Raw genomic sequence first — 23912 nt, forward strand, 5'->3', positions numbered from 1 at the left:
CCGGCGCGCACCGGGCGGCCCCCGCGGATCAGCCGGCGAGGGCCGAGGCGGAGATGCCGGTGATCCGGCCGTTGCCGTCCAGCAGCGCCGCACCCGTCCAACTGCCGTCGGTGTTGCGCTGGTTGTCGAAGACGCTCCCCTGGGCCAGCGTCTGGACGTGCATCGTGCCGTCCACCAGACCGGCGGCGGACACGGCGGTGATCCGGCCGTTGCCGTCCAGCAGCGCCGCACCCGTCCAACTGCCGTCGGTGTTGCGCTGGTTGTCGAACACCTTCCCCTGCGACACGGTCTGGACGTGCATCGTGCCGTCGCTCAGACCGGCCGAGGAGATGCCGGTGATCTGGCCGTTGCCGTCCAGCAGCGCCGCACCCGTCCAACTGCCGTCGGTGTTGCGCTGGTTGTCGAAGACGCTCCCCTGGGCGAGGGTCTGCACGTGCATGGTGCCGTTGGTCAGTCCGGAGGAGGAAACCGCGGTGATCTGGCCGTTGCCGTCCAGCAGCGCCGCACCCGTCCAGCTGCCGTCGGTGTTGCGCTGGTTGTCGAACACCTTGCCCTGCGACACGGTCTGGACGTGCATCGTGCCGTCCGGCAGGGCGGTCGACGAGATCGCGGTGATCTGCCCGTTGTCGTCCAGCAGCGCCGCGCCCGTCCAGCTGCCGTCGGTGTTGCGCTGGTTGTCGTACACCCGGCCGTTCGCCAGCGTCGTCACGTGGAACGTACCGTCGGCGAGCGCAGCCGTCGCGGTCTGGGTGATCTGGCCGTTGCCGTCCAGCAGCGCGGCACCCGACCAACTTCCGTCGCGGTTGCGCTGGTTGTCGAAGACGCTGCCGCCGGTCACGGTGTCCACCCGCATCGGGAACGGGTCCGACCGGTCGGCACCGAGTCCGGCCTTCGGCCCGCAGGTCGGCCAGGCTCCCTGGCCCTGGACCGCCAGGGTCTTCTCCGCGATGGCAATCTGCTGCGCCTTGGTAGCCAGGTTGGCGGTCGGCGCGTACTGCTGTCCGCCGTACGCCTTCCAGGTGCCGTAGTCGAACTGCAGGCCGCCGTAGTAGGTGACACCGCCGACCGTCGCGACGATGCTCCAGTTCCCGCTGCTCTCGCAGGCCGCCACCTTGTCCCAGGTGCTGATCGAGGCGGCCTCCGCCGTCCCGGTCGCGCCGCCGAGCCAGCCGGCCGACGCGGCGGAGACCGCGATCACGCCGGCGAGAAGGCGCCTGCGGAAGAACGTTGACACGTGGACACTCCGTCCGTCGAGGAGGGGGGCGGTCACTTGAGGAAGCCGGCGGCGGAGATGCCGCTGATCTGGCCGTTGCCGTCGACCAGTGCGGCACCGGCCCAACTGCCGTCGGCGTTGCGCTGGTTGTCGAAGACGCTGCCCTGCGCCAGGGTCTGGACGTGCATCGTGCCGTCACTCAGACCGGCGGCGGACACCGCGGTGATCTGGCCGTTGCCGTCCAGCAGCGCCGCGCCGGCCCAACTGCCGTCGGTGTTGCGCTGGTTGTCGAAGACCTTGCCCTGGACGATGGTCTGGACGTGCATCGTGCCGTCGCTCAGAGCGGCCGAGGAGAGGCCGGTGATCTGGCCGTTCGCGTCCAGCGTCGCCGCGCCCGTCCAGGTGCCGTCGGTGTTGCGCTGGTTGTCGTAGACCTTGCCCTGGACGATGGTCTGGACGTGCATCGTGCCGTTGGTCAGTCCGGCCGAGGCAATCGCGGTGATCTGGCCGTTGCCGTCCAGCAGGTTCGCGCCCGTCCAGGTGCCGTCGGTGTTGCGCTGGTTGTCGAACACCTTGCCCTGCGCCAGGGTCTGGACGTGCATCGTGCCGTCCGCGAGCGCGGTCGACGAGATCGCGGCGATCTGCCCGTTGTCGTCCAGCAGGTTCGCGCCGGTCCAGGTGCCGTCCGGGTTGCGCTGGTTGTCGTACACCCGGCCGTTCGCCAGCGTCGTCACGTGGAACGTACCGTCGGGCAGCGCGGCCGTCGCGGTCTGGGTGATCTGGCCGTTGCCGTCCAGCAGCGCGGCACCAGACCAACTTCCGTCCGGGTTCCGCTGGTTGTCGAAGACCGAGCCGCCCTTCACGGTGTCCACCCGCATGACCGGCGCGTTGCCGCCGGCGCCCGAGCTGACGTCGAGGTAGTCGTTGTCGACGTTGATCGTGTACCCGCCGTAGCTCTCGTTGTTGCCGTCGCCGCCCCAGTACTGGTGGATCCGCTGGTGATTCGCCCAGTATGCGGACGGGACCAGCGGCTCGTTCGTGTCCGCCACGTGGTTCCACCTGGCGATCCAGATCACGTCCGGCATGGTGTAGCTGGTCACGTTGTTCGCGAGGTCGCTGATGCCCGAGTCCGAGCTGGAGTAGACGCCGGAGCGGTAACCGCGCGCGTGCACCTGGGCGGACCACGCGGACAGGTAGCTCAGCACGTTTCCGCGGTAACCGGAGGCGTAGGCCTCCATGTCGACGTACAGGGTCGAGCCCGGGCCGAAGCCCAGCCCGGCGGCCGCGGCGACCGCGCCGTTCGCGGCATCGGTGCCCTGGCTCGACGGGCTGCTGAGCGAGGGCGCCTGCGGCCCCACCCAGATGGGCATGAAGTGCCATCCCGCGCCGGCCTGCTGCTGGACCCATCCGGCCGTCAGGTTCGGCTGGCTGCAGGCCCGGGCCGGCCCGCCGACGTAGATCCCCACGGCGCTGTACGGCGAGTTGCCCTTCCATGCCGCCATGGCACTCGAACTCGGGGCGGAGCAGGCGTCGAAGCCGTAGCCCGTGAACGAGGTGTCGGCCGCGCTGAGCGCCGTCAGCCTCGGTTCCGCCGGAGCGGCAGCGGCGGCGGCGAGGGGCTGACGGGATCCGGCGGTCACCGGGGCCAGGCCCGCCTGCCGCAGGACGTTCTCGACCACGGAACGGTGGTCCGCGTAGGGCGCGGTGACCTTGATCCGCGGAGCGACCGCGTGCAGCTCGGCGGAGGAGCGGTCGTCCGTCGTCACCTTGTCGGTGGTTCCGGAGGCCTGCGGCTCCACCACGAGAGCCTCGGTACGGCCGGCCAGGTGGCTCGGGCAGTTCTGGTCCGCGGCGGGGGTGCCGAGGTAGACGGCGTGCCGGTCGAACCGCACGCACGCCGCCGGGTCGCTCGCGAGGTCGACGACCGACCAGTCAGCGGGCACCTGGAAGTCATATCCCTGGAAGGACACCGTCCTGGTGGTCGCGTCCGGGGCCGCGTGCGCCGTACCGGTTCCGGCGGCGAGCGCGATCAGGGTGGCACCGGCGGCCAGCGCCGCCCTCAATCGATGGGCATTCGTCCGGTGGGACAAAGCTCGGTCTCCTTGTGCGTCATCGCATGGGTCTGCTGACGGGCCGAGGCGGGAGGATGCTGGGCATCGGGAGCCTCCGGCCCGTCGGTCGAGGAGGGGCCGGGAGCGGCGAGCGGACGCCACTCCCGGCCCGGTGGTTCAGGCGCTCCGGGTCACTTCAGGGAGCCGGCGGCGGAGATGTTGCTGATCTGACCGTTGCCGTCGACCAGCGCGGCACCGGCCCAACTTCCGTCGGTGTTGCGCTGGTTGTCGAAGACGCTGCCCTGCGCCAGGGTCTGGACGTGCATCGTGCCGTCACTCAGACCGGCGGCGGTCACCTTGGTGATCTGGCCGTTGCCGTCCAGCAGGTTCGCGCCGGTCCAGGTGCCGTCGGTGTTGCGCTGGTTGTCGTAGACCTTGCCCTGGACGATGGTCTGGACGTGCATCGTGCCGTCGCTCAGAGCGGCCGAGGAGAGGCCGGTGATCTGGCCGTTCGCGTCCAGCGTCGCCGCGCCCGTCCAGGTGCCGTCGGTGTTGCGCTGGTTGTCGTAGACCTTGCCCTGGACGATGGTCTGGACGTGCATCGTGCCGTTGGTCAGTCCGGCCGAGGCAATCGCGGTGATCTGGCCGTTGCCGTCCAGCAGGTTCGCGCCCGTCCAGGTGCCGTCGGTGTTGCGCTGGTTGTCGAACACCTTGCCCTGCGCCAGGGTCTGGACGTGCATCGTGCCGTCCGCGAGCGCGGTCGACGAGATCGCGGCGATCTGCCCGTTGTCGTCCAGCAGGTTCGCGCCGGTCCAGGTGCCGTCCGGGTTGCGCTGGTTGTCGTACACCCGGCCGTTCGCCAGCGTCGTCACGTGGAACGTACCGTCGGGCAGCGCGGCCGTCGCGGTCTGGGTGATCTGGCCGTTGCCGTCCAGCAGTGCGGCGCCGGACCAAGTGCCGTCGGGGTTCCGCTGGTTGTCGAAGACCGAGCCGCCCTTCACGGTGTCCACCCGCATGATCGACGCGTTCTGCACGCCGACCGGGCGGATGAAGCCCTGGAGGTTCACGTTGTAGCCGTGGGAGGTCCACTCGTAGTCGCCGACGTGCCCGGGCATGTGCGCGTTCAGCGACACGATGCCACCGGACTGGTTGCCGCCGATCCAGTCGATCGTTCCGTCGCCGTTAACCGCGGTCACGAGCGCGACGTGGTCGTAGTCCGCTCCACTGAAGCTGTTCGGGTGGAAGAACACCGCGTCGCCCACGTGCGGCGTCGAGGACAGCCCGCCGTCGTACTTGTTGGCGTAGGTGACGAAGCTGTTGGCCATGTCGTTCAGCACCCCGAGGCCCTGCACCCCGTTCTGGTACCAGACCCAGCCGGCGAAGTCGGCGCACCAGGCGTGGTGCTCACAGGAGTTGTTCTGCCCGCTGCCAGGGACGTAGTAGCCGGCGCCTCCGTTGCCGCAGTCCCCCTGGCCGAGCTGGCTCTGCGCGGTGCTCACTATTCCGCTCACGGAGGCGGCGTTCGCCTCGCCGGCCGAGGCCATGCTCAGGCCTGCCACGGCCAGGGCGAGGGCGGCACCGGCCGATGCGAGTCGGTTGACCTTCTTGGACACGGATGTTTCCTTTCGGACTTCGTCTCGATGGAGCTGGAGGTGGAAATGGGGGTGGAGTTGAGGGCGGAGATGGTCGTGATGGCGCGGGAGCGGACCGCCGCGGTGCGCGGGAGCGGCCCCACTCAGCCGGTCGTCACCGCCACCGACTGGGTGGCGGTGGCCAGTTGGCGGCCGTCGGCGCCGACGGCGTACAGGAAGACCTGCACCTGCTGCGACCGGGACGAGGCCGGCAGCGAGATCCGGTAGCGGACCGTCAGCGCACCGCCCGCCGGCACGGCGTACGAACTCGCGCCGGGCGCCACACCGATCGGGGCGGAGCTCGTGTCGTCCGCCGCTTCGGACACCCATCCGCCGGTCGCCGGGTTCAGGCGCGACACCGAACTCGCGGCTCCCGTACCGGAAATCTGCAGGGTGGGCGTGATCGAGGACAGTCCGCCGCCGGTGCGATCGGTGAACACGGCTGAGAACTCGACCGGCGCCCCGCCGGTCTTCAACTGCGCGGGGAGACCGGCAAGTTGGACGTCGAGCCCGGTCGGCTTCGAAACGACGGGCGCAGGGGTGTTCTTCGCGGCCGGCGCGTGCGGCACGACCGGCGCCGACCCGCCGCCCGCCGCGCCCGGCGGCCGCACGACGGTCGGCACGGCGGAGGGTGTCGCCGACGGGCCGGTGCCGTCCGGAGCCGAGGGGAACGACGTCGGCGTGGGCGCCTCGGCCGGGGTCGGCAGCGCGGTCGGCGTCGAGCCGGACGGGGTCAGGAGGGTCGGCGTCGATGTGGGCGTCAGCCGGTAGCCGGTGGCCGCCGTGTCGTGCCGCGCCGCACCGGAACCGCACCCGCCGACCCCGATGACGACGGCTGCCACCACAACGGCCAGTGCGGGAAGGGCAGTTCGTCGGGACGTGGCAGCAGGCATGGTGGTTCCTCCTCGGGCTCCGGGGAGCGGTGAGCGGCCGGCCGGTCGGCACGGCAGGGTGCGAAGTGGCAGGGCAGGGCATGGCATGGGCACGTCATGCGAGCTCGCCGGAAGAAGCGCGGTCTCGACGTGCGTGCGGTGTGCGGAAACGCGGGGTTGAGCAGCGTGCCGGGGTGGTCCGACGTCACGACGAACAGCGCCGAAGCGTCCGGAAACGACCCCCTGAAGACCGGCGCGGTCCCCCCGGCGGCCCTTTGCCCAGTGCGGCTGGTGTGGCCGGTGGGGCATCACATCCTGACCGGCAAGCCGACGCCATGTCAATTGTTAACTGAAAATCGCAATCACGAGAAAATGGATCTTTTTACGGAGAAATACGGACAGATCATCCGGGATTTGGCGAGCACGCATAGGCTTCCATCCATTCCATTTCAATCTTCTGAACATGCAGAAGGGGCCCCCGCGCGGCGGGGGCCCCTTCTCGCTGCTGCCGGCTACCGGCCTGCGGTCAGCCGACGGTCACGGTGAACGGGCCGGCCAGCACCGAGTAGCCGTCGTTGGCCAGGTAGTACGCGTCGTAGCGGCCGGCGCCGTTGAGCTTGCCGGTGGCGAAGGTGACGGCGCCGCTCTGGTTGGGCGTGTAGGACCAGGTGAGCGCGGACCGGGAGCCCGGGGTGACGCCCGCCGGGTAGAGGCCGACCCAGTTCTTGGCACCGGCCTGGGCCGCGGTCGGTACGGCGTAGCGCAGGGTGACGTTGCCGCCGTTGGCCACCGCGTTCAGGTCGCCGGTCAGCGTCGGTGCGGTCGCGGTGGCGGGTGCGAAGGCGGCGTTCAGCGGCGTCGCGTAGGTGTCGTTGGCGGTCAGCCCGGGCAGGCCGAGGGCCGACTCGATGGTGCGGCCGATGCCGTAGTGGTCGTAGTGCAGCGGGCCGCTGGTGCCGGCCGGGACGGTGCCCTGGGAGCCGAGGACGACGGTGGCGAGGTGGTTGTAGCCCTCGCTCTCGCTCTCGTCCCAGGTCAGGATCAGCAGCGAGCGCTGCTGGGTCCAGGCCGGGGAGGACAGCACCGGGGCGAGGGTCTGCTGCAGCCAGCCGTCCTGGGTCTTCAGGCTGGCGGCACTGCCGTTGCCGGAGGCCTCTCCGTCGTAGTAGTCGTCGGCGGCGATCCAGGAGAAGTTCGGCGTGGTCGCGGCCGACTTGAGGTCGGCGGTCAGTTGCGTGGTGTCGAACAGGTGGGCCGCGCAGCGGGTCGGATTTCCGCTGATGTCGGTGTAGTTGATGAACGGCGCGTCGTCGGGCATGTAGTACGAGTCGTAGTTCTTGTTGGTGTTGCAGGGCGTGCCCATGCCCTGCTCGTAGGCCTTCCAGGTCTTTCCGGCGTCCTCGATGGTGTCGCCGAGGTTGCGCTGGGGGGAGTTGATGTTGGGCCAGTAGGTGGCGCCCTTGGTGTAGGTGTCGCCGCCCGCGACGGCGAGGTAGTTCTCGTCGCTGGGGTGGTAGACGCCGTGGGCGTCGGTGAGGGTGGCGCCCTGGGACATCAGGCTGTGGATGTACGGGGTGTCCGCCGGGTCGTTCATGATCTGGGAGTAGTCGGTGTTCTCCATCATGACCGTGAACACGTGGTCGTAGCCCGGCACTTGGGAACCGGGCGGGCTGAGCGGCGCGGGCGCGGTGACCGGGGTGTCGAGGGTGAGCGAGAGGTCGTCCAGGTAGCCGGTCTCGTTGGAGGTGGACAGGAACTGCACCTCGACCTGGATCGACCTGGTCCCGGCCGGGACGCCGCCGGTGGCGCTGCGGGAGAGGAACTTCGTGCTCAGGCCGCGGTCGGTCGCGGAGACGGTCGGCAGCTTGGCGGTCGGGCCGAGCGGGTTGCCGTCGGCGCCCCGGAAGTGCAGGCTGACCGCGACGTAGCCGCCGTACGTGGTCCAACCGCCCAGCCAGCCCGCCAGGTTGTAGTGCACGCCGCCGCCGTCTATCGCGGTGGCCGCGGAGGAGACGTCGACGGTCTGGCTCATCGAGCCGTCGCCGAAGTTGCCCGGGCCGAAGAAGGCCTTGCCGGGCGTGTTGCCGTCGTTCGGGAGGCCGAAGGAGGCGACGGAGGAGCACATGACGTCGATGCCGCCGGCCTGGACCGTCCAGCCGGGCACGGTGGTGGCGGCGCTCCAGTCGTTGGTGCAGTAGCCGCCGGCCTCGGCGTCGCCGTTGACGATCAGGTTGCCGCTGCCGACCGCCGCCTGGGCGGTGGCGGGGGCGCCGACGACCAGGGCGCCGACGAGCGGAAGGGTGGCGAGCAGCCCGCCGAGGGGGCTCCAGCGCAGTCGCATGGGGGGTACCTCGTCCCGTTGGTTGCGTGAGGGTGGGTGCCGTGGCGGTGCACCACGGCGGGACAGAGATACCGGTTCGGCGCGGCCCGGGGAAGGGCGCGCGGGCTAACAGCGGTCGAACTTGGTCAGACAACTTCGCTCAGTGGTCCACCGCCTCCCGCCGACGGGCGGCGCACCGACCGGTGCGCGACGGAGCGATACGCCGGTCTCGACGCCGACGAGTACCCGCACCTGGCACGGATCGCGGACCGCTGGGAGCCGCTGACCGTCCAGGACACCTACCGGGACGGGCTCCGCGCGCTGGTGGCGGGCCTGCTCGCCGCGCGGTGAACGGGACCGGCCCACCGAGCGAGGGGCCCGGCGGGCCGGTTCGTGGACATGAGCTGTCGTCAGGCCCAGGGGTCGGTGAAGGACCGCCCCGGAACGGGCTTGGCGATCAGCGCGATCGCCACGAAGAAGTTGACCTGACCGATGGCGATCATCAGTGTGGCCAGCGCCTTCTCGTCGTAGTGCTCGGCGGCCTGGGCGTACAGCTCGTCCGGGACGCGCTCACCCTGCGAACTGGGCTGCAGCACGGCCTCGACCAGGGCGAGGGCCGCCCGCTCGGCGGCGGTCAGGTACGGCGAGTCCTGCCAGCTGGCCACCGAGGTGATCCGCTCCTGCGACACCCCCGCCTTGCGCAGGAATCCGGTGTGCAGGACGGTCAGGTAGGTGCTGCCGACGATCTGTCCGGCCCGCAGCTGGAGCAGGCTGATCGTGGTCCGCGGGATCGAACGGTTGCCGGCCGCCTTGAACAACGCGGCCGAGACCTCGGCGAGTTCGGGAACCAGCTCCGCCGGGTCCTGGGTCATCCGGGGGCGCAGCGGGACCTCCGCGGTGATCGAGCGGGTGGTGGTGGTCGACCGGGTGTTCAACGTCGCGTTCCTCTCGGGCGTTCAGCGCTTCTCGGTGCTTCCACGGACCCGACGGATCGCGACGCGCAGGTGTGACAGCTCGTCGCGGGATCTTTTCCGCCCCGTCCGTCCGGCGCCGCAGTCGTAGCGCACGGCGACCGGCACCGCCGCCCGGGAGCGCCGAGAGGTGCCGGGCGCGGCCACCACCGATACTGGGGGCGAACCCGAGGCGGAACCTGAGGAGCGCGCCGTGACCGATCCCGCCCCGACCGGACCCTCCGCGGCCGGAACCTCCGCCGGCCCCGTCGTCGCCGGATTCGACGGCTCGCCCGAGAGCCTGACCGCCACCGAGTGGGCCGCCCGCGAGGCGCAGCGCCGTGGCGTCCCGCTCGAGGTCCTGGAGGCCTGGCCCTGGCCGAAGCGGGACGTGGTCGGCAGCGACCAGACCTACCACCGCGCGCTCGCCCACCTGGCCGAGCGCGAGTCCGCGCTGGCGGCCCTGGTGCCCGGGGTCCCGGTCTCCTCCGCCCCGGTGTCCGCCGATCCGGTGGAGGCCCTGGAGGCCGCCTCGCACCGCGCCGCCCTGCTGGTGCTCGGCTCCCGCGGGCTGGGCACCCTGCGCGGCTTCCTGGTCGGCTCGGTCAGCCAGGAGGTGCTGCGCCGCTCCGCCTGCCCGGTGGTGCTGGTCCGCGCCCACGAGGACGAGCCGGACGGCTCCGTGACGGTCGGCCTCGACCTGGTCCACCCGGCGCCGGAGGTGCTGGACTTCGCCTTCCGGGCCGCCGAGCTCCGCTCGGCTCCGCTGCGCGTCATCCACGTCTGGTCCCCGCCGGCCGGCAGCGAGTACATGTCCTACGGCGCCATCGGCGGGCTGGAGGGCGAGGTGTCCAGCGTCGAGTGGACCGGTCTCGCCGAGGCCCTGGAACCGCTGCGGGCCCGGTACCCGGAGGTGGAGGTGACCGCCGACCTGGTCCGCGGCAAGCCCGCCGTCGACCTCGTCGACGCCGCGACGACGGCCCGTCTCCTCGTCGTCGGCCGCCGGCTGCGCCACCTGCCGCTCCGGCACCACCACCTCGGCCCGGTCGCCCACGCCGTGATCCACCACGTCCACTGCCCGGTCGCCGTCGTCCCGTACGGCTGAGCCCACCCACCGGATTGCACCTCCCAGGTCGGCGGGTGCGCCGCTCGGTGGCCGAGGAGCGTACCCGCCTGGTCGACCGGGCCCGCGACCTCGTCACCGGCCGCGGTCAGTCCTGGTGACACCGGCTGCGGTCCAGTAGCCGGGGTCCGCCGGTCGGCGCATCCGCAGGTCGCCGCGGACCTGCTCGGCCAGCCGCCGGGTGTCGCGCCGGTTGACCGTCGCGCCGAGGCCCGCGCCGAGGAGCAGCGGGATCGTCGACGGCAGTCGGCGCATCCAGCTGCGGGTGAGCCGGCGGCGCACCTGTTGGCGCACCTCCGCCCCGAGGGTGAGCGCCGCGAGGCCCGCTGGGCGGATCAGCAGTCTCGCGTCGATCCCCCGGCGGTTGGCCCAGGCTCCCAGGTAGGCCGCGGCCCGTTGGGTGGCGCTGCCCCGTACCGGGACGCCGTAGACCTCGTGCAGCTCGGCGATCAGCTTGAGTTCCACGGCCGCCACGGCGAGCGTCTCGGCCGCGATCTCCACCGGCATCGCGGGCGGCACGGGCAGCATCGCCACCGCCCCGACGCCCGCGCCGAGCGCGCCGGAGGCCCGGGTGGCGCCGGCGACCAGCAGGTCGGCCAGGCGCTCGGGGTCGTCGGCGCCGGGATGCTGGGCGCGCAGGGTGGCGAGGTCACGGATCGGGATCCGCGGGGCTGCGCGCACCAGCTGCTCGGTGAGGGCCCTGCCGCCGAGGAACGCTCCCCGGCCGCCGGTGGCCAGCCGCCGCATCGCCTTGGCCATCAGTGCCCGGGCGCGGCCTCGCTCGGCGTACTGCTCGGTGGCCGGCCAGGCCCCGGTCGGCTGCTCGGCCCGCTCGACCAGCTCGGCGAGGCCTTCGGCCAGGCCCGTGTCCGGGACGGCGTCGCCCGCGCCGGGGGCGGGATCGGAGTTCGGGGAGCGGGGTGTGGTGGGGCCCGTCCTCGAAGCTCTGGGCTCGGAACGTCCCGGTCGCTCGGAACGTCCGGGCCGCTCCGAGCGTCCGGGCCGCTCGGAGCGGCCTGGTCTGCGAAAGAGTCCCATGCGTGTGCGGATACCCGGCCGTCCGGACGGCACGCCTGGGTGGAGTTGTTCTCAAGACGCCGGGGCCGGGACGGCCTTCCCCTCGCCGCGGGCATGGTCGTAGGCGGTGCGGGCCCGGTCGATCCGGTGGCGGCGGCGCTCGAGCACGGCCGGTGAGCGCGAGCAGTGATTCGTACAGCTCGCGGGCCATCGGGGTGACGGTGTACTCCACCTTCTGACCCGGCCGTCGCCCCGGTGACCGGCTGCCGCAACCGGGGCACCGGGGCGGGCCGGCCGCGCGACCGGCCCGCCCGCTCCGCGTCAGGGGAGCGCGACCCCGACCGTCGCGGCCCAGATGCTGTCGTTCGAGGCCGTGGGCGCGACGGCGCTGCCCCAGGCCAGGACCAGCCGGTCGGGCGCCAGCGCGGAGAAGCCGAAGGTGTCGCCTGGCCACACCGAGCCGGTCCCGAAGTTCTGCGAGACCTGGACCGGGGCGGAGAGCCAGCCCCGGGTGATCGAGAAGGTCCGCAGGTACTGTGCGTAGCCGCGCGGGTCGCTGCTCGACAGCCAGCCCACGTAGGCGATCCCCGGGGGACCGGCGACGACCTGCATGATGTGCGGGACGTTCAGCGTGTCCGAGGGCACCTGCAGCGGGGTGGACCAGGTCGCCCCGTGGTCCTGGGAGTACGACAGCCACCCGGTGTCGCTGTTCGAACCCTGGGTGTCCCAGGTCGCGTACAGCGTCCCGTCCGGGCCGAGCGCCTCGCTGCCGTCGATCCACCACTCGCTGTTGTTCATCGTCCCGGCGCCGGGGCCGATCCGCACCGGCTGGGACCAGGTCGCGCCGCCGTCGGTGGAGCGGGTCGCGTAGGCGTAGGCGACGGTGAGGTCGTCGGTCGGGACGTTGGTGACGGTGTAGCCCTGGTAGAGCACGTCGATCGAGCCGTCCGGCTCGACCGTGACGGGCGCGCTGTCGGCCCCGCTGTTCGGGTAGCCGGGGCTGATGTGCGACATCGCGCTCCAGGTCCTGCCACCGTCGGTGGACTTCTGCAGGACCGCGTTGACGTCGCCGGTGGCGAAGGAGCAGCTGCCGGACGCCGCGCAGAGGAAGGTCACCGCCGCGGCGCTCGGCCCGTAGTCCCAGGTCAGGTAGAGCGTGCCGTCCGGGCCGGCGGTGATGAAGTCGCGGTCGCCCCAGTCGTTCGCGTCCGGCGGGGTGATCTGGCTGACGGTCTTGAAGCTGGCGCCGCGGTCGGTGCTGACGTCCACCACCGGGTAGGTCTGGCCGGAGCGGGAGACCATGAACGCCACGTAGACCGCGCCGTCGGGCGCGACGGTGACCGCCGGGTCCCAGGACCGGCTGCCGTTCTGTCCGGTGCTGCCGGGCAGCGTGAGCGGTGCGCCGAAGGTGGCTCCGCCGTCCGGCGAGCCCGCGAATCCGATGCCCTTGCAGCCCATCCAGACGTCGTACACGGCGTTCACCGCCGGATCGACGGCCTGGATGGCCTCGGCGTTCTGCCCCGAGCAGGAGGACGAGATGTTCGTCGGGGTGCTGATCGAGTAGGCGGCGGCCGCACGGGCGGCGGGACCTGCCGACGAGGCCTGCGCCGGTCCGGTGGTGAGGGCGAGGACGGTGGCTCCGGCGCAGAGGCCGGCGAGCAGGGATCTGAGCGTGCCGAGACGTGCGCGCACGGGCTGATCTCCTCGGGGTGGAAGGGAGCCTGGGGAACGGGCGTGGGGGTGGCGGGCCGTCAGCCGTGGGGCCGCGTCCCGCCTCCGGACGGATTCCCCCGCCCGTCGATCCCGAAGCCGCGCAGCTGTGGAGACCGCTCGGACGTCGTGTGCGGAGCCGGTTCAGATCCCGGAAAGCCACGCAGGGGTCTTGCGCTGCCCCTGCGTGGCTGGATAGGCACCGGCCGATCCGATCCGCCGATCATCCGACAACGGTCGCCGGTGCGGGAGTTCAGCGCCCCGGGGCGACCCGGCCGAGCAGGTGGAGCAGCCGGTCCAGGGCGTCCTTGGAGTTGGGCTCGGTCAGGTTGACCATCAGCCGGAACGCCACCTTCAGCAGCGCCGGGTGCCCCAGCCCGGCGGCGCCCGCGGCGCCGAGCAGCCGGGGGCGGCCGAGCAGGTCGGCGGCCAGCCGGCCGACCGCGAAGTAGCCCGCGTAGGCGGAGCGCAGCTTCTGCGGGTAGGCGCGCAGGGCGAGTTCGCGGCCGCGGTCGGTGCGGCGGGCGTGCGCCTGGACGATGGTCTCGGCGGCGTAGCGGCCGGACTCCATCGCGTAGGCGATGCCCTCGCCGGTGCCGGGGCTGACCGTGCCGCCCGCGTCGCCGATCAGCAACAGGCCGTCGGCGTAATGGGGTTGGCGGTTGAGGCCCATCGGGAGGGCGGAGCCGCGGATCGGTTCGGTGACCGCCTCGGGGGTGTAGCCGTAGCCGGGCGGCAGGTCGGCGCACCAGCGCCGCAGCAGGTCCCGCCAGTCGAGGTCGGTCTTGGCGGTGTCGAGGACCCCGAGCCCGACGTTGGCGGTGCCGTCGCCCATGCCGAACACCCAGGCGTAGCCCGGCAGCAGGCGGTGGGCGGGGCCGTTCGGGTCGCGCAGGTCGAGCCAGGCCTCCAGGTAGCGGTCGTCGTGGCGCGGGGTGGTGAAGTAGGTGCGGTAGGCCACGCCCACCGCGCGGTCGGTGCGCCGGTAGCGCTTCATCGCGACGGACAGCCGGGTTGAGTTGCCGTCGGCGGCGACCACGATCGGCGCCCGGTACTCGACGGGCTTGCGCTCCTCGCCCAGTCTGGCGCTGACGCCGGTGATCCGGCCGGTCCGTTCGTCCGTCAACGCACCCGCCACGTTGGCCCGTTCGACCAGCCGGGCGCCGGCCGCGGCGGCCTTGCGGGCGAGCAGTTCGTCGAAGTCCGCGCGGCGGCGCACCAGTCCGTAGCCCGGGAAGGCGGAGAGCTCGGGCCAGTCGAACTCCAACGAGCGCTGCCCGGAGATCAGCCGCAGGCCCCGGTTGTGCAGCCAGCCGGCCTCCTCGGAGACGTCGATGCCCATGTCGACCAGCTGTTTGACGGTGCGTGGGGTGAGGCCGTCGCCGCATACCTTCTCGCGCGGGAAGGCGGACTTCTCCAGCAGCAGGACGTCCAGGCCGGTGCGGGCGAGGTGGTAGGCGGCGGTGGAGCCGGCCGGGCCGGCGCCGACCACGATGACGTCAGCGCTGTCCTCGGTCGGGGCGGGCCGCTGCCGCTCCGGTCGCACCTGCTGCTCTGGGCCGGGCATCGAGCACTCCCCCTGGGTCGGATCGGCTGCGGACTCGACCGGTCGCTCACGCGATCGGCCGCACCTGGAACGGAATCGGTGGACTGTCCGGTTCCAGACGGACGATAGAGAACCCCGCCTTCCGCCCGCCGCCCCGACACGCGGACCCGGGTCGCGGACCGGCCAATACCGGCCACCAGCGGGTCGCCGTCGCGCCCGCGCTGCACCTGCGCACCGCTCACCCGCCGCCCGTCGGCGCGGCCGGGGCCGCCGGGATCCGCATGACATGCCTACGGCGCACACGCGTTCAACACAATCGGGTGATCAGATTGTTGCGAGGGACTAGCCGGACTAATCGCTCTCAGTGATGCATTTCGGCCAAACCTCCCTTGCGTAGCGTTTCCCACTACGGGAACTTTTGTGCCCCTCACGTCGTACGACTCCGGCCCCTGGCCCGGCGGCCGACCGAAGGCTCCCTCCCACCCCACAGGCTCGTCCCGGCCTGCCGTTACCCGATGGAAGACGCATGCACATCCGCTCCACCGCCGCACGCTCCCTGGTGGCCGTCCCGACCGCCGCCGCCCTGATGCTGCTCGCCCCCGTCGCGCACGCCGCCGCCGGCGGCAACGGCAACGGCAAGGGCCACCCCGGCAACAACGGCACCGTGAAGATCCACGACGCCGCCACCGGCCAGGAGGACGTGCGCAACGAGCCCAAGGTCTGCACCTTCTACCTGGACTCCTTCGGCTTCGACCCGAACCAGGACGTGCTCTGGGCGATCTTCGACATGAACGACATGACCGAGCCGGTCGTGTACGGCGACATCCCGGTCGACGAGAAGGGCCACATCCGCACCGAGGACATCAACCTGCCGGACGGCCACTACAAGCTGTTCTGGAAGGCCGTCCCGCTGGTCGACGGCGAGCTGCCGGAGCACCCGGACGTCAGCAACCCCAAGCACAAGGTCTTCAAGGTCGACTGCGGCGGCCAGACCCCGGCCCCGACCGGCAAGCCGACCGCCACCGGCAGCCCGACCAAGGCCCCGTCGGCGAGCCCGACCGCCGTGCCGAGCACCACCCCCTCGCACACCCCGGTCCCGTCGCACACCCCGACCCCGTCGCAGACCCCCGCGCCCTCGCACTCGGTCACGCCGCCCGCCACCCCGGCGCCCACCACCCCGGCGACGACTCCGGCCACCACCCCGGCGACCGAGCCGGCCAAGACCCCCGCGCCGACCACCCCGGCCACCACCCCGGCGACCGAGCCCGCGAAGACCCCCGCGCCGACCACCCCGGCCGCCGAGGTCCCGACCGACGCGCCCAGCGACGTCCCGAGCGCCGGCCCGTCCACCCCGCCCACCGCCACCGTCCCGGTGCACCCGGGCACCGGCACCAAGGTCGCCCCGGACCAGCCGCTGGTCGTGCCGGCCAAGGTCAGCGTCCCGACCCCGATCCCGGGTGCCTCCGACGGCAAGAAGCTGGCCTCCACCGGTAGCGACGGCACCCTGCTGTACGCGGGCGCCGGCACCGCCCTGCTGGTCGCCGGCGCGGGCGCGGTGGTCTACACCCGCCGTCGCCGCACCTCCTCCTGACGATCCTCAGGAGCCCGCGGCACCACTGAGGTGCCGCGCCGGCCCCGGCTGATCAGCCCGTGTCGCTGATCAGCCGGGGCCGATGCCGCCGCCTCCGGAGGTCTGAGCCCTCCGGAGGCCGCAGGGCCGCGTCTGAGCCGCGGCACCACCGAGCCCCTGACCCGCCGACAGCCGCGGCGCCGGGGCTCCCGGCCGTGACCCCGCCCCTCCCAGCGGGCACGGCCGGAGACGGCGGAAGCCCCTGACCGCACGGGGGGACGTGCCAGGGGCTTCCGTTCGTCACCACGGCCACCACCGCCTCAGCGGTTCACCGCTCTCGCGGATTCGCGGCCGCCGGCACCGCCCCCACCAGGAACACGGCGACCACGCCGACCACCCGGCCGGGCAGGTCCTCGTGCCAGGTCAGGACGAGCCCGACGAACGCCGCCACCGGGACGACGAGGGGCCGTTGCGCGGAGGCCGCGCGGAGCTTCGTGATCGTGCGCCCGAGGATCCCGGACGGAGGCCGGTCACCCGGGTGCCCGCGCCGGGATGCGTGGGGTTGTGGGAGGACTCGTCCCGGTTCGCGCCGTCACCCGCCGTAGTCGGCGAGGTAGCGGAGCACCGTGTCGACGTGCGGGCGGACCCGCTCCGGGACGCCCCCGGCGGCCGCCACCGACTTGTCGCTGGTGCGGTAGGCGGCGGTGACCAGGGCGGGCAGGTCGTGGGTGAAGCCGCGCCGCTTCAGCTGCTGGTCGAGCCAGCAGACGTAGTTGCCCATCGCGGCGATCGCGTCGCCGGGGTCCAGGTAGGACTTCGGTCCGTCGTGGTTGGCGGCCTTGGACCAGGCCTCGAAGACGGCGGGCGTCCACATCGCGATGCCGTACTCACCGGTCTCCGGGCGGGCCGCGTTCGGGTCGAAGCCGCTCTCCGCCTTGAGCATCGCGGCCAGCAGGACCGGGGTGATCTCCGGCTCGGGGCAGCGCCGGGCGGCGCCCTCGATCATGCCCCGGTAGGCCGTCGGGACGTCGGAGCCGGCCGGGATCGCCCCGGGCAGCGGCGACGCGGCGCGGTGGGCGACCGGACCGGCTGGCTCGGGGCCACCGGTCAGCGCGAGCAGGACCGCCGCACACGTCAGCAGGACGGCACCGGCCCGGACGGCCCTGCGGCGCCCGGCCGGACGGGCGGTGGCCCGGGCGACCAGCGCGGTGAGGTCGGTGCGGGCGCGCTCCTCCCGGTCGGCCGCCAGACAGGCCGCCACCACCGGCCGCCAGCGGGCCGGCAGCGCCTGGTCCAGCCGCAGCGGGGCCGCGCCGCGCGCGTACGCCTGGGCGGCCAGGGAGCGGGCCCGGGCGGTGGCGCCGAGGAAGGGGTGCAGCCCGCCGGTGAGCAGCTGGTGGGCGATCACCCCGAAGGCCCAGACGTCGGCGCTGGGGCGCAGGGCGACCCCGCGCGCCCCGGTGCGCTGGGACCACCACTCGGGCGGCACGTGGTCCGGCGAGCCGAGCGGCGGGGCGTAGGCGTGGGTGCCCTCCAGCTCGGCGGTGAGCCCGAAGTCGGCGATCTTGGCGGTGCCGTCGGGCATCAGCAGGAGGTTGGCCGGTTTGAGATCCCCGTGCACCCAGCCCGCCCGGTGCATGTGGGTCAGCCCGGCGCACACCTCGGTGAGGATCCGCTCGGCGCCGGGCACCGCCGTTCCGGCCCGGGCGGCGGCCAGCACGTCCTGCAGGCTGCGGGCGGCGCGCTCCATCACCAGGGCGACGGCGCCGTCCAGTTCGGGGCGGTCGGGGTCCTCGACGGTGACCACGATGAGGGTGCGGATCAGGTGGGGGTGGTCGGCGCGGCGGCTGAAGCGCAGCTCGCCGGCGGCCATCTGGGCCAGGGTACGGCGTTGACCGGGGCTGGAGCGGACCGGGCCGAGGAGTTTGACGGCGGCCGGGGTGCCGTCCGGGGCCTCGGCGGCGTAGACGCTGCCCCAGGCGCCCGCGCCGAGGAAGGCGCCGACGCGGTAGCCGGCCACCGGGTAGCCGTCGGGGACGTCGAAGGGCGGTCGCGCGGCGACGGGCTTCTCCTGCGGGTGCTCGGCGTCCGGGGCGGCGCCGGGCCCGTCGGCGTCCCGCTGCTCGGCCGGCTTCACGGCCGGTCGACCGGTCGCCGGGGCGGGAGCAGGGCCAGGTGTTCCTCCCGGACGAGGTCGAACCTCAGGGCCAGGGCGACGAGTTCCTCGCGCTTGCCGCCCGTCGGGCCCTCCTCGTAGGGATCGCGCAGCCGCAGTTTGGTGGCGACCAGGTAGTCGATGTGGTAGTTCACGGCCGAGCGGGTCAGCCCCCGGCAGGAGGGCAGGGCGCGCAGCCGGGCCAGGACGTCGGCCACCCCGGGGACGGCGGCGGTGGAGGGCGAGCGCAGCCGGGGCTCGCAGAGGGCGAGCAGCACCAGGAAGTACTTGGCGGTCGGGTCCAGGGCGAACGGGCTGACGGTGCGCTCGCCGTCGGCGCCGGCCGGGTGGCCGTCCAGGTAGGCGTGCTGGGGGGCGAAGACCTTGAAGGCGGCGGGTTCGCCGAGGGCGGGCAGCAGGACGCGGGAGAGCTCAAACGGGACGGGCGCGCCGAGGCGTCCGGGGGCCACCTTGATGTGCTCCCCCGCGCCCTCGAGGTTCTCCACCACGTAGGTGGCGGTGGCGCTGAAGTTGGACAGCCGCCAGTAGTCCTCGGCGGCGACCACCTCCCCGGCGCGGCGGGAGACGCCCTGGTCGGGCAGCGGGATGGCGACCGGCCGCCCGGGCTCGCCGCGCCCGAACACCGCGGCCTCGCCCGGGCCCATCCGCAGCAGTCCGGGTGCCGTGCCGGGCGCCGGATCCGGCCCCGGGCCGGGCAGTTGCACGATGACGGTGTCCACGCCTACCCCTCCGTGGGAGTCGGCTCGATGGTAGCCGTCCGATTCGTCCGGGTGGCAAGGCGCCACTCGGACGGGTGAAGGAACACCGCCAACCTCGGCAGGTCGGCCCGGAGTTGCCCTCCGCCTCAGGGAGGACGGCGACTCCTCCCGCCGGCCGGTCGGTCCGGTCCGCGCGGCCGGAAGGTGCGGCCGGCCGAGGTGGCGGCGGGGCGACTGCGGCCAGGGTGGCGGTCATGGACATCAACTCCCCTTCCCCCTTCCCGACTTCGCCCGCGTCCGGGGATCCGGCGGGCCCTGCTGGGCGCCTCCGCGCTCAACCTGGCCGGGGCGGCCGCCGCCACCCCGGGCGCCGCACGGGCCCAGGCCGCGCCGAGTGGCCGACCGGACGGCTCCGACGACGGACAGCGGGGCGACCGCGGGTTCCGCGACAAGGCGGTGCTGATCACCGGCTTCACCTCGGGCATCGGCCGGGCGGCCGCGCTGGCCTTCGCCGCGGCCGGCGCGGGGTGAGCGTCCGCACCGCCTCCTCGGCCGCCGAGCGGACCCGGCCGAACGGCGGCGCGTACACGGCCAGCAAAAGGGCGATTCAAGGTCTGGTCAAAGCGGCGGCGTTGGCGTACGGGACGCGGGGCATCAGGATCAACGCGATCCTCCCCGGCACCACGGACACCACCTTCGTCCGCCCGCCGGGCATCCCGGACCCGGCCTGGGCGAAGTTCAAGGCGGCCTACGGTCCGTCGAACATCGAGGGCTTGGAGCGGATGGCCGAACCGGAGGAGATCGCCCGGGCGATCCTGGCCCTGACCTCGGACGACTTCGGCCACCAGACCGGCGCCTCGGTGCCGGCGGGCGGCGGGGCGACGGCCGGACGGCGGATGATCCTGCCGCCCATGAGCTGATCGTCCGTCAGGCCGGAAGTTGTCCGTGCGCTGAACATTCGGCGAATGATTGCAGCCAGTAGTTGAACCGTCACCATGGGTGTGACGCAACGCACACTCACCGATTCCATGATGTGTGCAAGACTCATCTCAAGGAGTGAGATTCCCTTAATTTCCAAGGAGGTTCAGATCATGCGCACTCGGATTGCAGCCGTGATGATGACGGTGGCAGGGATCGCAGGGCTGTCGACTGCCCCCGCCATGGCCGCCACGGCGACGTCCGAGGCCGGCACCGTCGCCTGCGCCACGGTGGTCAACCGCCCCTGCATCACGCACCAGGTCGACGGTGACGGCATCGTCGGCATCGCCCAGGTCAACGCGGACCCCACCCAGTTGACGATGGTTCAGGTAGAGGTGCGCACCCAGCAGGCCTGGGGCAGCCCGTGGGAGACGGTCGCCAGCGCGACCGCCGTCCGACTCGGCCCGGCCCAGGCCACCACCCCGCGCGTCACCGCCATCGCCCCCCGCATCGTCTGCGCCACCGCCGGCCCGGCGCTGGACGCCAGCAAGCAGGTGACCACCTGTACCAACCCGTTCTGATCCAGCAGGTCAGGACCCCCGGCCGTTCACCGGTGGAACGGCAACCGTAGGACAGGGCAGCCCGTACGACAGGGCGCAGGGAGCCGGGGCCTTTCGAGGCCCCGGCTCTTCGCACGTCAGGCCCCACCGAGCCGCCACCAGGCATGACGCCCGAGCCCCGGCACCGCCCCCGGGTGGACCTGGGAGCCCGTTCACGGCAAACTGGTCTAGACCTCGGAGGTCTAGACCTCAGACTCGCCTCAGAACGGTGGACCCAGTATGGAAATCGTGATCGTCCCTGACGCCTCAGCGGCCGGCGAACTCATCGCCGCGGCGATCACCGATCTGCTGACCGACAAGCCCGACGCCCTGCTCGGTGTCGCGACCGGCTCGACCCCGCTGCCGATCTACCAGTCCCTCGCCGAGCGGGTCCGGGACGGCCGCCTGGACGCCTCCCGGGCGCGGATCTGCCAGCTGGACGAGTACGTCGGCCTGCCCGCCGGCCACCCGGAGTCCTACCGCTCGGTGGTGCTGCGCGAGGTCGTCGAGCCGCTCGGCCTGACCGAGGACTCCTTCCTGGGCCCGGACGGCAACGCGGCCGACATCGCCGCGGCCGCCACCGCCTACGACCGCGCGCTGGCCGAGGCCGGCGGCGTGGACCTGCAGCTGCTCGGCATCGGCACGGACGGCCACATCGGCTTCAACGAGCCCTGCTCCTCGCTCGCCTCCCGGACCCGGATCAAGACCCTGACCCGGCAGACCCGGGTGGACAACGCCCGCTTCTTCGACAGCATCGACGAGGTCCCGCACCACGTCATCACCCAGGGCATCGGCACCATCCTGGAGGCCCGCCACCTGGTCCTGCTGGCCACCGGCGAGGCCAAGGCCGAGGCCGTCGCCCTGGCCGTCGAGGGCCCGCTGGCCGCGGCCGTCCCCGCCTCGGCGCTGCAGTTGCACCCGCACGCCACCGTGGTGGTCGACGAGGCCGCCGCCTCCCGGCTCAGGCTCGCCGACTACTTCCGCGACACCTACGCGGCGAAGCCGGCCTGGCAGAAGCTCTGACCGCACCCGCGGAAACAGCCGGGGTGCCGATCGGCGCCCCGGCTGTCCGCTTCGGACGGCTCAGCGCCGCTTGCGCAGCCAGTCGGCGAAGGCGTCCAGGGCCGGTCCGGGGTCGCGGCGGCCGACGCCGATCCGGAAGCGGTCGGTGGGGGTGGGGGTGAGCTCGGAGCGGAACATGCTCGCGGGCATCAACAGCACGCCGGCCTGCTCGACCAGGGCCGTGCAGAAGTCCTCCACGCCGTCCGCGCCGCGGTAGCGCGGGTAGGCGACGCAGCCGCCCTCCGGGGCCCGCCAGTCGAAGAGCTCGGGGAACTCGGCGAAGAAGGCGTCGAACCGCGGCAGGTTCTCCGCGACGATGCCCCGGTTGCGCGCCAGGATCCGTTCCCGGGCGGTGATCGCGATCCTGGCCAGCACCTCGCTGGGGGCCGAGTTGCAGATCGTGGTGTAGTGCTTGGCCCGCTCCAGGCGGGTACGCAGCTCGCGGTCCCGGCAGGCGATCCAACCGATCCGCAGGCCGGGCAGGCCGAGCGACTTGGAGGTCACGTTGAGCGAGAGCGCCGTCGCCGAGAGGTCGGCGGCCTGCGGCAGGGCGCGGGCCGGGTCGCGTTCCAGGCCGCGGTAGACCTCGTCCGAGAACAGCCGGATGCCGCGCTCCTCGCACAGTTCGGCCAGCCGGGCGAAGTCGGCGGCGGGGATCAGCGTGCCGGTCGGGTTGTTCGGGAAGTTGACCGCGAGCACCTTGGTGTTGGGCCGCAGCGCCGCCTCGACCGCGTCCAGGTCGAGCGCCCAGTCCTGCCGCTCGTCCAGCGCGACGCCGGTGACCTCGCAGAGGGAGAGCGGAATGGTCTCCGCCGACTGGTAGTTGGGGGTCAGCACCACCGCGTGGTCGCCCGGTTCGAGCAGCACCTGCATGGCGAGGTTGATGCCCTCCTGGGCACCGCCGAAGCAGATCACGTCGTCCGCCTCGACCCGCTCGTACATCCCGGCGATCGCCTGCCGCAGGCCCGGGTCGCCGAAGGTCTCGGTGTAGCCGAGGGCGAGGGTGTCCCAGGCCTCGCGGTCCTCGGGGCCGGCCAGGGCGAGCAGTTCGGCCATCGTCATGGTCTGGGCGTCGGAGGCGGTGAGGTGGTGGCGGGCCGTGAACTCCCAGCGGGTGAAATAGGTTTCGAGCCGGAAGTCGGGCAGCTGGGTCATCTGGTCCTCAGTCCTTCACGGGCGGGTGCTTGAGCTCGGCGAGCAGGGCGTAGGCGGTGGAGCGGGAGATCCGCAGCGCGGTGGCGACGGCGGGGACGGCGCGGCGGACGGCGAACACCCCGGCCTCGTCCAGCTCGCGCAGCACGGCGAGCCGGTCCTCGCGGGTGAAGCGTTCCAGCGGGCGGCCCTGGGCGCGGACGTGGCCGCCGATCACGTCGTTCATCCGCTCCGTCCAGTCGCGTTCGAACAGCGGCTCGGGGCGGGGGGCGGTGGGGGCGGCGAAGTTCGCCAGCAGGGCGGCCGCCCGTTCCAGCGGGCCGCGGTCGAGGTTGACGCAGAGCACCGCCGAGGGCTTGCCGGCGTCGTCCCGCAGCACGGCGCTGACCGAGGAGAGCCGCCGGCCGTCCGGCAGCAGCTTCTCGTACGGCCCGTAGACGTCCGGCGCGGACGGGTCCAGCCCGTCCAGTTCGCCGAGCAGGGACGGGTCGCCGGGGGCGCGGGGGGTCATCGGGTTCCAGATGGCCAGCACCCGGTCGGTGGCGGTGTCGTGCAGCACCACCTCGGCGTAGGGCCCGAGCAGCAGGGCCACCGCGCGGCAGACCGGCGACCAGGTCCGCACGCGCGGGTCGGGGGTTTCGGCAGGCATGCATGGACTGTACGTCCGGATCGGACACTTCGTCCAGAGGTGAGGTCCCGCCCGGACCTACCGGCGACGTGACCAGGGTCTCAGTCGGGATCGGGCGGCAAATTGGAGTTGTGGAGTCGCATTCGTTAGCGTTCGATTCGTGAGGCTGACCAAGAGCACCGACATCGCCCTCCGCATCGCCATGCGGCTCGCCGTTCTCGGCGAGGGCGAGAACCCGACCACCCGCGAGGTGGCCGAGTCGGTCGGCGTGCCGTACACCCACGCGGCCAAGGTGGTCAGCAGGCTGCAGCACCTCGGGGTGGTGGAGGCCCGGCGCGGACGCGGCGGCGGGCTGATGATCACCTTCGCCGGGCGGACCGGTTCGCTCGGCCTGCTGCTGCGCGAGCTCGAGGGCGTCGGCGACGTGGTCGGCTGTGAGGACGACCCGCCGTGCCCGCTGCGGGCCGCCTGCCGGCTGCGCGGGGCGCTGCGCACCGCACAGGAGGCGTTCTTCGCCGCGCTCGACCCGCTCAGCATCGACGACCTGGTGGCCTCCCCCACCGGGCCGGTGCTGCTCGGCCTCACCGCCAGACCCGCCGACTGACCCCATCCCCCCGGGGGTCAGTCGGCGCCCACGGCCTTTAATGCGAATCTCAGATACCAGTTATCAGCCACC

General features: G+C 72.8%; 21 protein-coding genes. 7 read left to right on the plus strand and 14 right to left on the minus strand.

All coding sequences use genetic code 11. The features are described 5' to 3' along the window. Positions 1 to 28: 28 nt before the first annotated feature. The 6 genes from O1G21_RS04675 to O1G21_RS04705 form a co-directional block, all read right to left on the minus strand. On the minus strand, positions 29 to 1234 hold the full coding sequence (locus tag O1G21_RS04675) for a transglycosylase family protein (protein WP_405000588.1): 1206 nt from the start codon (positions 1232 to 1234) through the stop codon (positions 29 to 31). Positions 1235 to 1266: 32 nt separating this feature from the next. Beyond that, positions 1267 to 3303 (minus strand): DUF1906 domain-containing protein, encoded by a 2037-nt coding sequence (locus tag O1G21_RS04680; protein WP_270141021.1) that lies wholly within the window; start codon positions 3301 to 3303, stop codon positions 1267 to 1269. 152 nt (positions 3304 to 3455) lie between these two features. After that, entirely contained in the window at positions 3456 to 4877 is a 1422-nt protein-coding gene (locus O1G21_RS04685) for a CHAP domain-containing protein (protein ID WP_270141023.1), read from the minus strand. Positions 4878 to 4999: 122 nt separating this feature from the next. After that, positions 5000 to 5788 carry a hypothetical protein gene (locus O1G21_RS04690; RefSeq protein WP_270141025.1) on the minus strand — a complete coding sequence of 263 codons (789 nt, stop codon included), beginning with the start codon at positions 5786 to 5788 and terminating at the stop codon, positions 5000 to 5002. Between the two features lie 505 nt (positions 5789 to 6293). Beyond that, positions 6294 to 8108 (minus strand): alkaline phosphatase family protein, encoded by a 1815-nt coding sequence (locus O1G21_RS04695; RefSeq protein ID WP_270141027.1) that lies wholly within the window; start codon positions 8106 to 8108, stop codon positions 6294 to 6296. Positions 8109 to 8497: 389 nt separating this feature from the next. Next, positions 8498 to 8959: a carboxymuconolactone decarboxylase family protein gene (locus O1G21_RS04705; RefSeq protein WP_270150772.1), complete on the minus strand. Its 462-nt coding sequence runs from the start codon at positions 8957 to 8959 to the stop codon at positions 8498 to 8500. A 292-nt stretch (positions 8960 to 9251) separates the two neighbouring features. Here O1G21_RS04705 and O1G21_RS04710 point away from each other — a divergent pair, with 292 nt between their 5' ends. Further along, positions 9252 to 10142 carry a universal stress protein gene (locus O1G21_RS04710; RefSeq protein ID WP_270141029.1) on the plus strand — a complete coding sequence of 297 codons (891 nt, stop codon included), beginning with the start codon at positions 9252 to 9254 and terminating at the stop codon, positions 10140 to 10142. A 93-nt stretch (positions 10143 to 10235) separates the two neighbouring features. Here the strand turns inward: O1G21_RS04710 and O1G21_RS04715 are convergent, their stop codons facing one another. The 3 genes from O1G21_RS04715 to O1G21_RS04725 all read right to left on the minus strand — a co-directional run bounded on the left by O1G21_RS04715 (position 10236) and on the right by O1G21_RS04725 (position 14454). Continuing rightward, a complete protein-coding gene (locus O1G21_RS04715; protein WP_270141031.1) occupies positions 10236 to 11198 on the minus strand; it encodes a hypothetical protein in 963 nt (320 codons plus the stop codon). Between the two features lie 300 nt (positions 11199 to 11498). Continuing rightward, on the minus strand, positions 11499 to 12869 hold the full coding sequence (locus O1G21_RS04720) for a sialidase family protein (RefSeq protein ID WP_270141032.1): 1371 nt from the start codon (positions 12867 to 12869) through the stop codon (positions 11499 to 11501). A gap of 271 nt (positions 12870 to 13140) precedes the next feature. Next, positions 13141 to 14454, minus strand: coding sequence for a geranylgeranyl reductase family protein (locus tag O1G21_RS04725; protein WP_270141033.1), 1314 nt, complete (start codon positions 14452 to 14454; stop codon positions 13141 to 13143). 505 nt (positions 14455 to 14959) lie between these two features. On the opposite strand from O1G21_RS04725, the gene O1G21_RS04730 reads away from it, so the two are divergent. Continuing rightward, on the plus strand, positions 14960 to 16024 hold the full coding sequence (locus tag O1G21_RS04730) for an LPXTG cell wall anchor domain-containing protein (protein ID WP_270141035.1): 1065 nt from the start codon (positions 14960 to 14962) through the stop codon (positions 16022 to 16024). 307 nt (positions 16025 to 16331) lie between these two features. Here the strand turns inward: O1G21_RS04730 and O1G21_RS04735 are convergent, their stop codons facing one another. From O1G21_RS04735 to O1G21_RS04745, 3 genes are all read right to left on the minus strand, one after another. Next, complete coding sequence (locus O1G21_RS04735) at positions 16332 to 16454, minus strand: hypothetical protein (RefSeq protein WP_270141036.1); 123 nt, start codon at positions 16452 to 16454, stop codon at positions 16332 to 16334. A gap of 141 nt (positions 16455 to 16595) precedes the next feature. Beyond that, positions 16596 to 18140 (minus strand): serine/threonine-protein kinase, encoded by a 1545-nt coding sequence (locus O1G21_RS04740; RefSeq protein WP_270141037.1) that lies wholly within the window; start codon positions 18138 to 18140, stop codon positions 16596 to 16598. Beyond that, a complete protein-coding gene (locus tag O1G21_RS04745; protein WP_270141038.1) occupies positions 18137 to 18898 on the minus strand; it encodes a serine/threonine protein kinase in 762 nt (253 codons plus the stop codon). The genes O1G21_RS04740 and O1G21_RS04745 overlap by 4 nt, the downstream gene beginning before the upstream one ends. 198 nt (positions 18899 to 19096) lie before the next feature. Here O1G21_RS04745 and O1G21_RS04750 point away from each other — a divergent pair, with 198 nt between their 5' ends. From O1G21_RS04750 to nagB, 4 genes are all read left to right on the plus strand, one after another. Continuing rightward, positions 19097 to 19408, plus strand: coding sequence for a hypothetical protein (locus O1G21_RS04750; RefSeq protein WP_270141040.1), 312 nt, complete (start codon positions 19097 to 19099; stop codon positions 19406 to 19408). Then, positions 19405 to 19797, plus strand: a complete 393-nt coding sequence (locus O1G21_RS04755; RefSeq protein WP_270141042.1) for an SDR family NAD(P)-dependent oxidoreductase — start codon at positions 19405 to 19407, stop codon at positions 19795 to 19797. The genes O1G21_RS04750 and O1G21_RS04755 overlap by 4 nt, the downstream gene beginning before the upstream one ends. A gap of 171 nt (positions 19798 to 19968) precedes the next feature. Beyond that, positions 19969 to 20376, plus strand: a complete 408-nt coding sequence (locus O1G21_RS04760; RefSeq protein ID WP_270141043.1) for a hypothetical protein — start codon at positions 19969 to 19971, stop codon at positions 20374 to 20376. A 258-nt stretch (positions 20377 to 20634) separates the two neighbouring features. After that, positions 20635 to 21417, plus strand: coding sequence for a glucosamine-6-phosphate deaminase (gene nagB / locus O1G21_RS04765; protein WP_270141044.1), 783 nt, complete (start codon positions 20635 to 20637; stop codon positions 21415 to 21417). A gap of 60 nt (positions 21418 to 21477) precedes the next feature. On the opposite strand, the gene O1G21_RS04770 is transcribed toward nagB, so the two are convergent. After that, on the minus strand, positions 21478 to 22611 hold the full coding sequence (locus tag O1G21_RS04770) for an aminotransferase class I/II-fold pyridoxal phosphate-dependent enzyme (RefSeq protein WP_270141046.1): 1134 nt from the start codon (positions 22609 to 22611) through the stop codon (positions 21478 to 21480). A 7-nt stretch (positions 22612 to 22618) separates the two neighbouring features. Continuing rightward, entirely contained in the window at positions 22619 to 23257 is a 639-nt protein-coding gene (locus tag O1G21_RS04775) for a helix-turn-helix transcriptional regulator (RefSeq protein ID WP_270141047.1), read from the minus strand. A 139-nt stretch (positions 23258 to 23396) separates the two neighbouring features. Between O1G21_RS04775 and O1G21_RS04780 the strand changes: the two genes are divergently transcribed. Then, positions 23397 to 23840, plus strand: coding sequence for an RrF2 family transcriptional regulator (locus O1G21_RS04780; protein WP_270141048.1), 444 nt, complete (start codon positions 23397 to 23399; stop codon positions 23838 to 23840). Positions 23841 to 23912: the final 72 nt, after the last annotated feature.

Source organism: Kitasatospora cathayae, from assembly GCF_027627435.1.
GTDB lineage: Bacteria > Actinomycetota > Actinomycetes > Streptomycetales > Streptomycetaceae > Kitasatospora > Kitasatospora cathayae.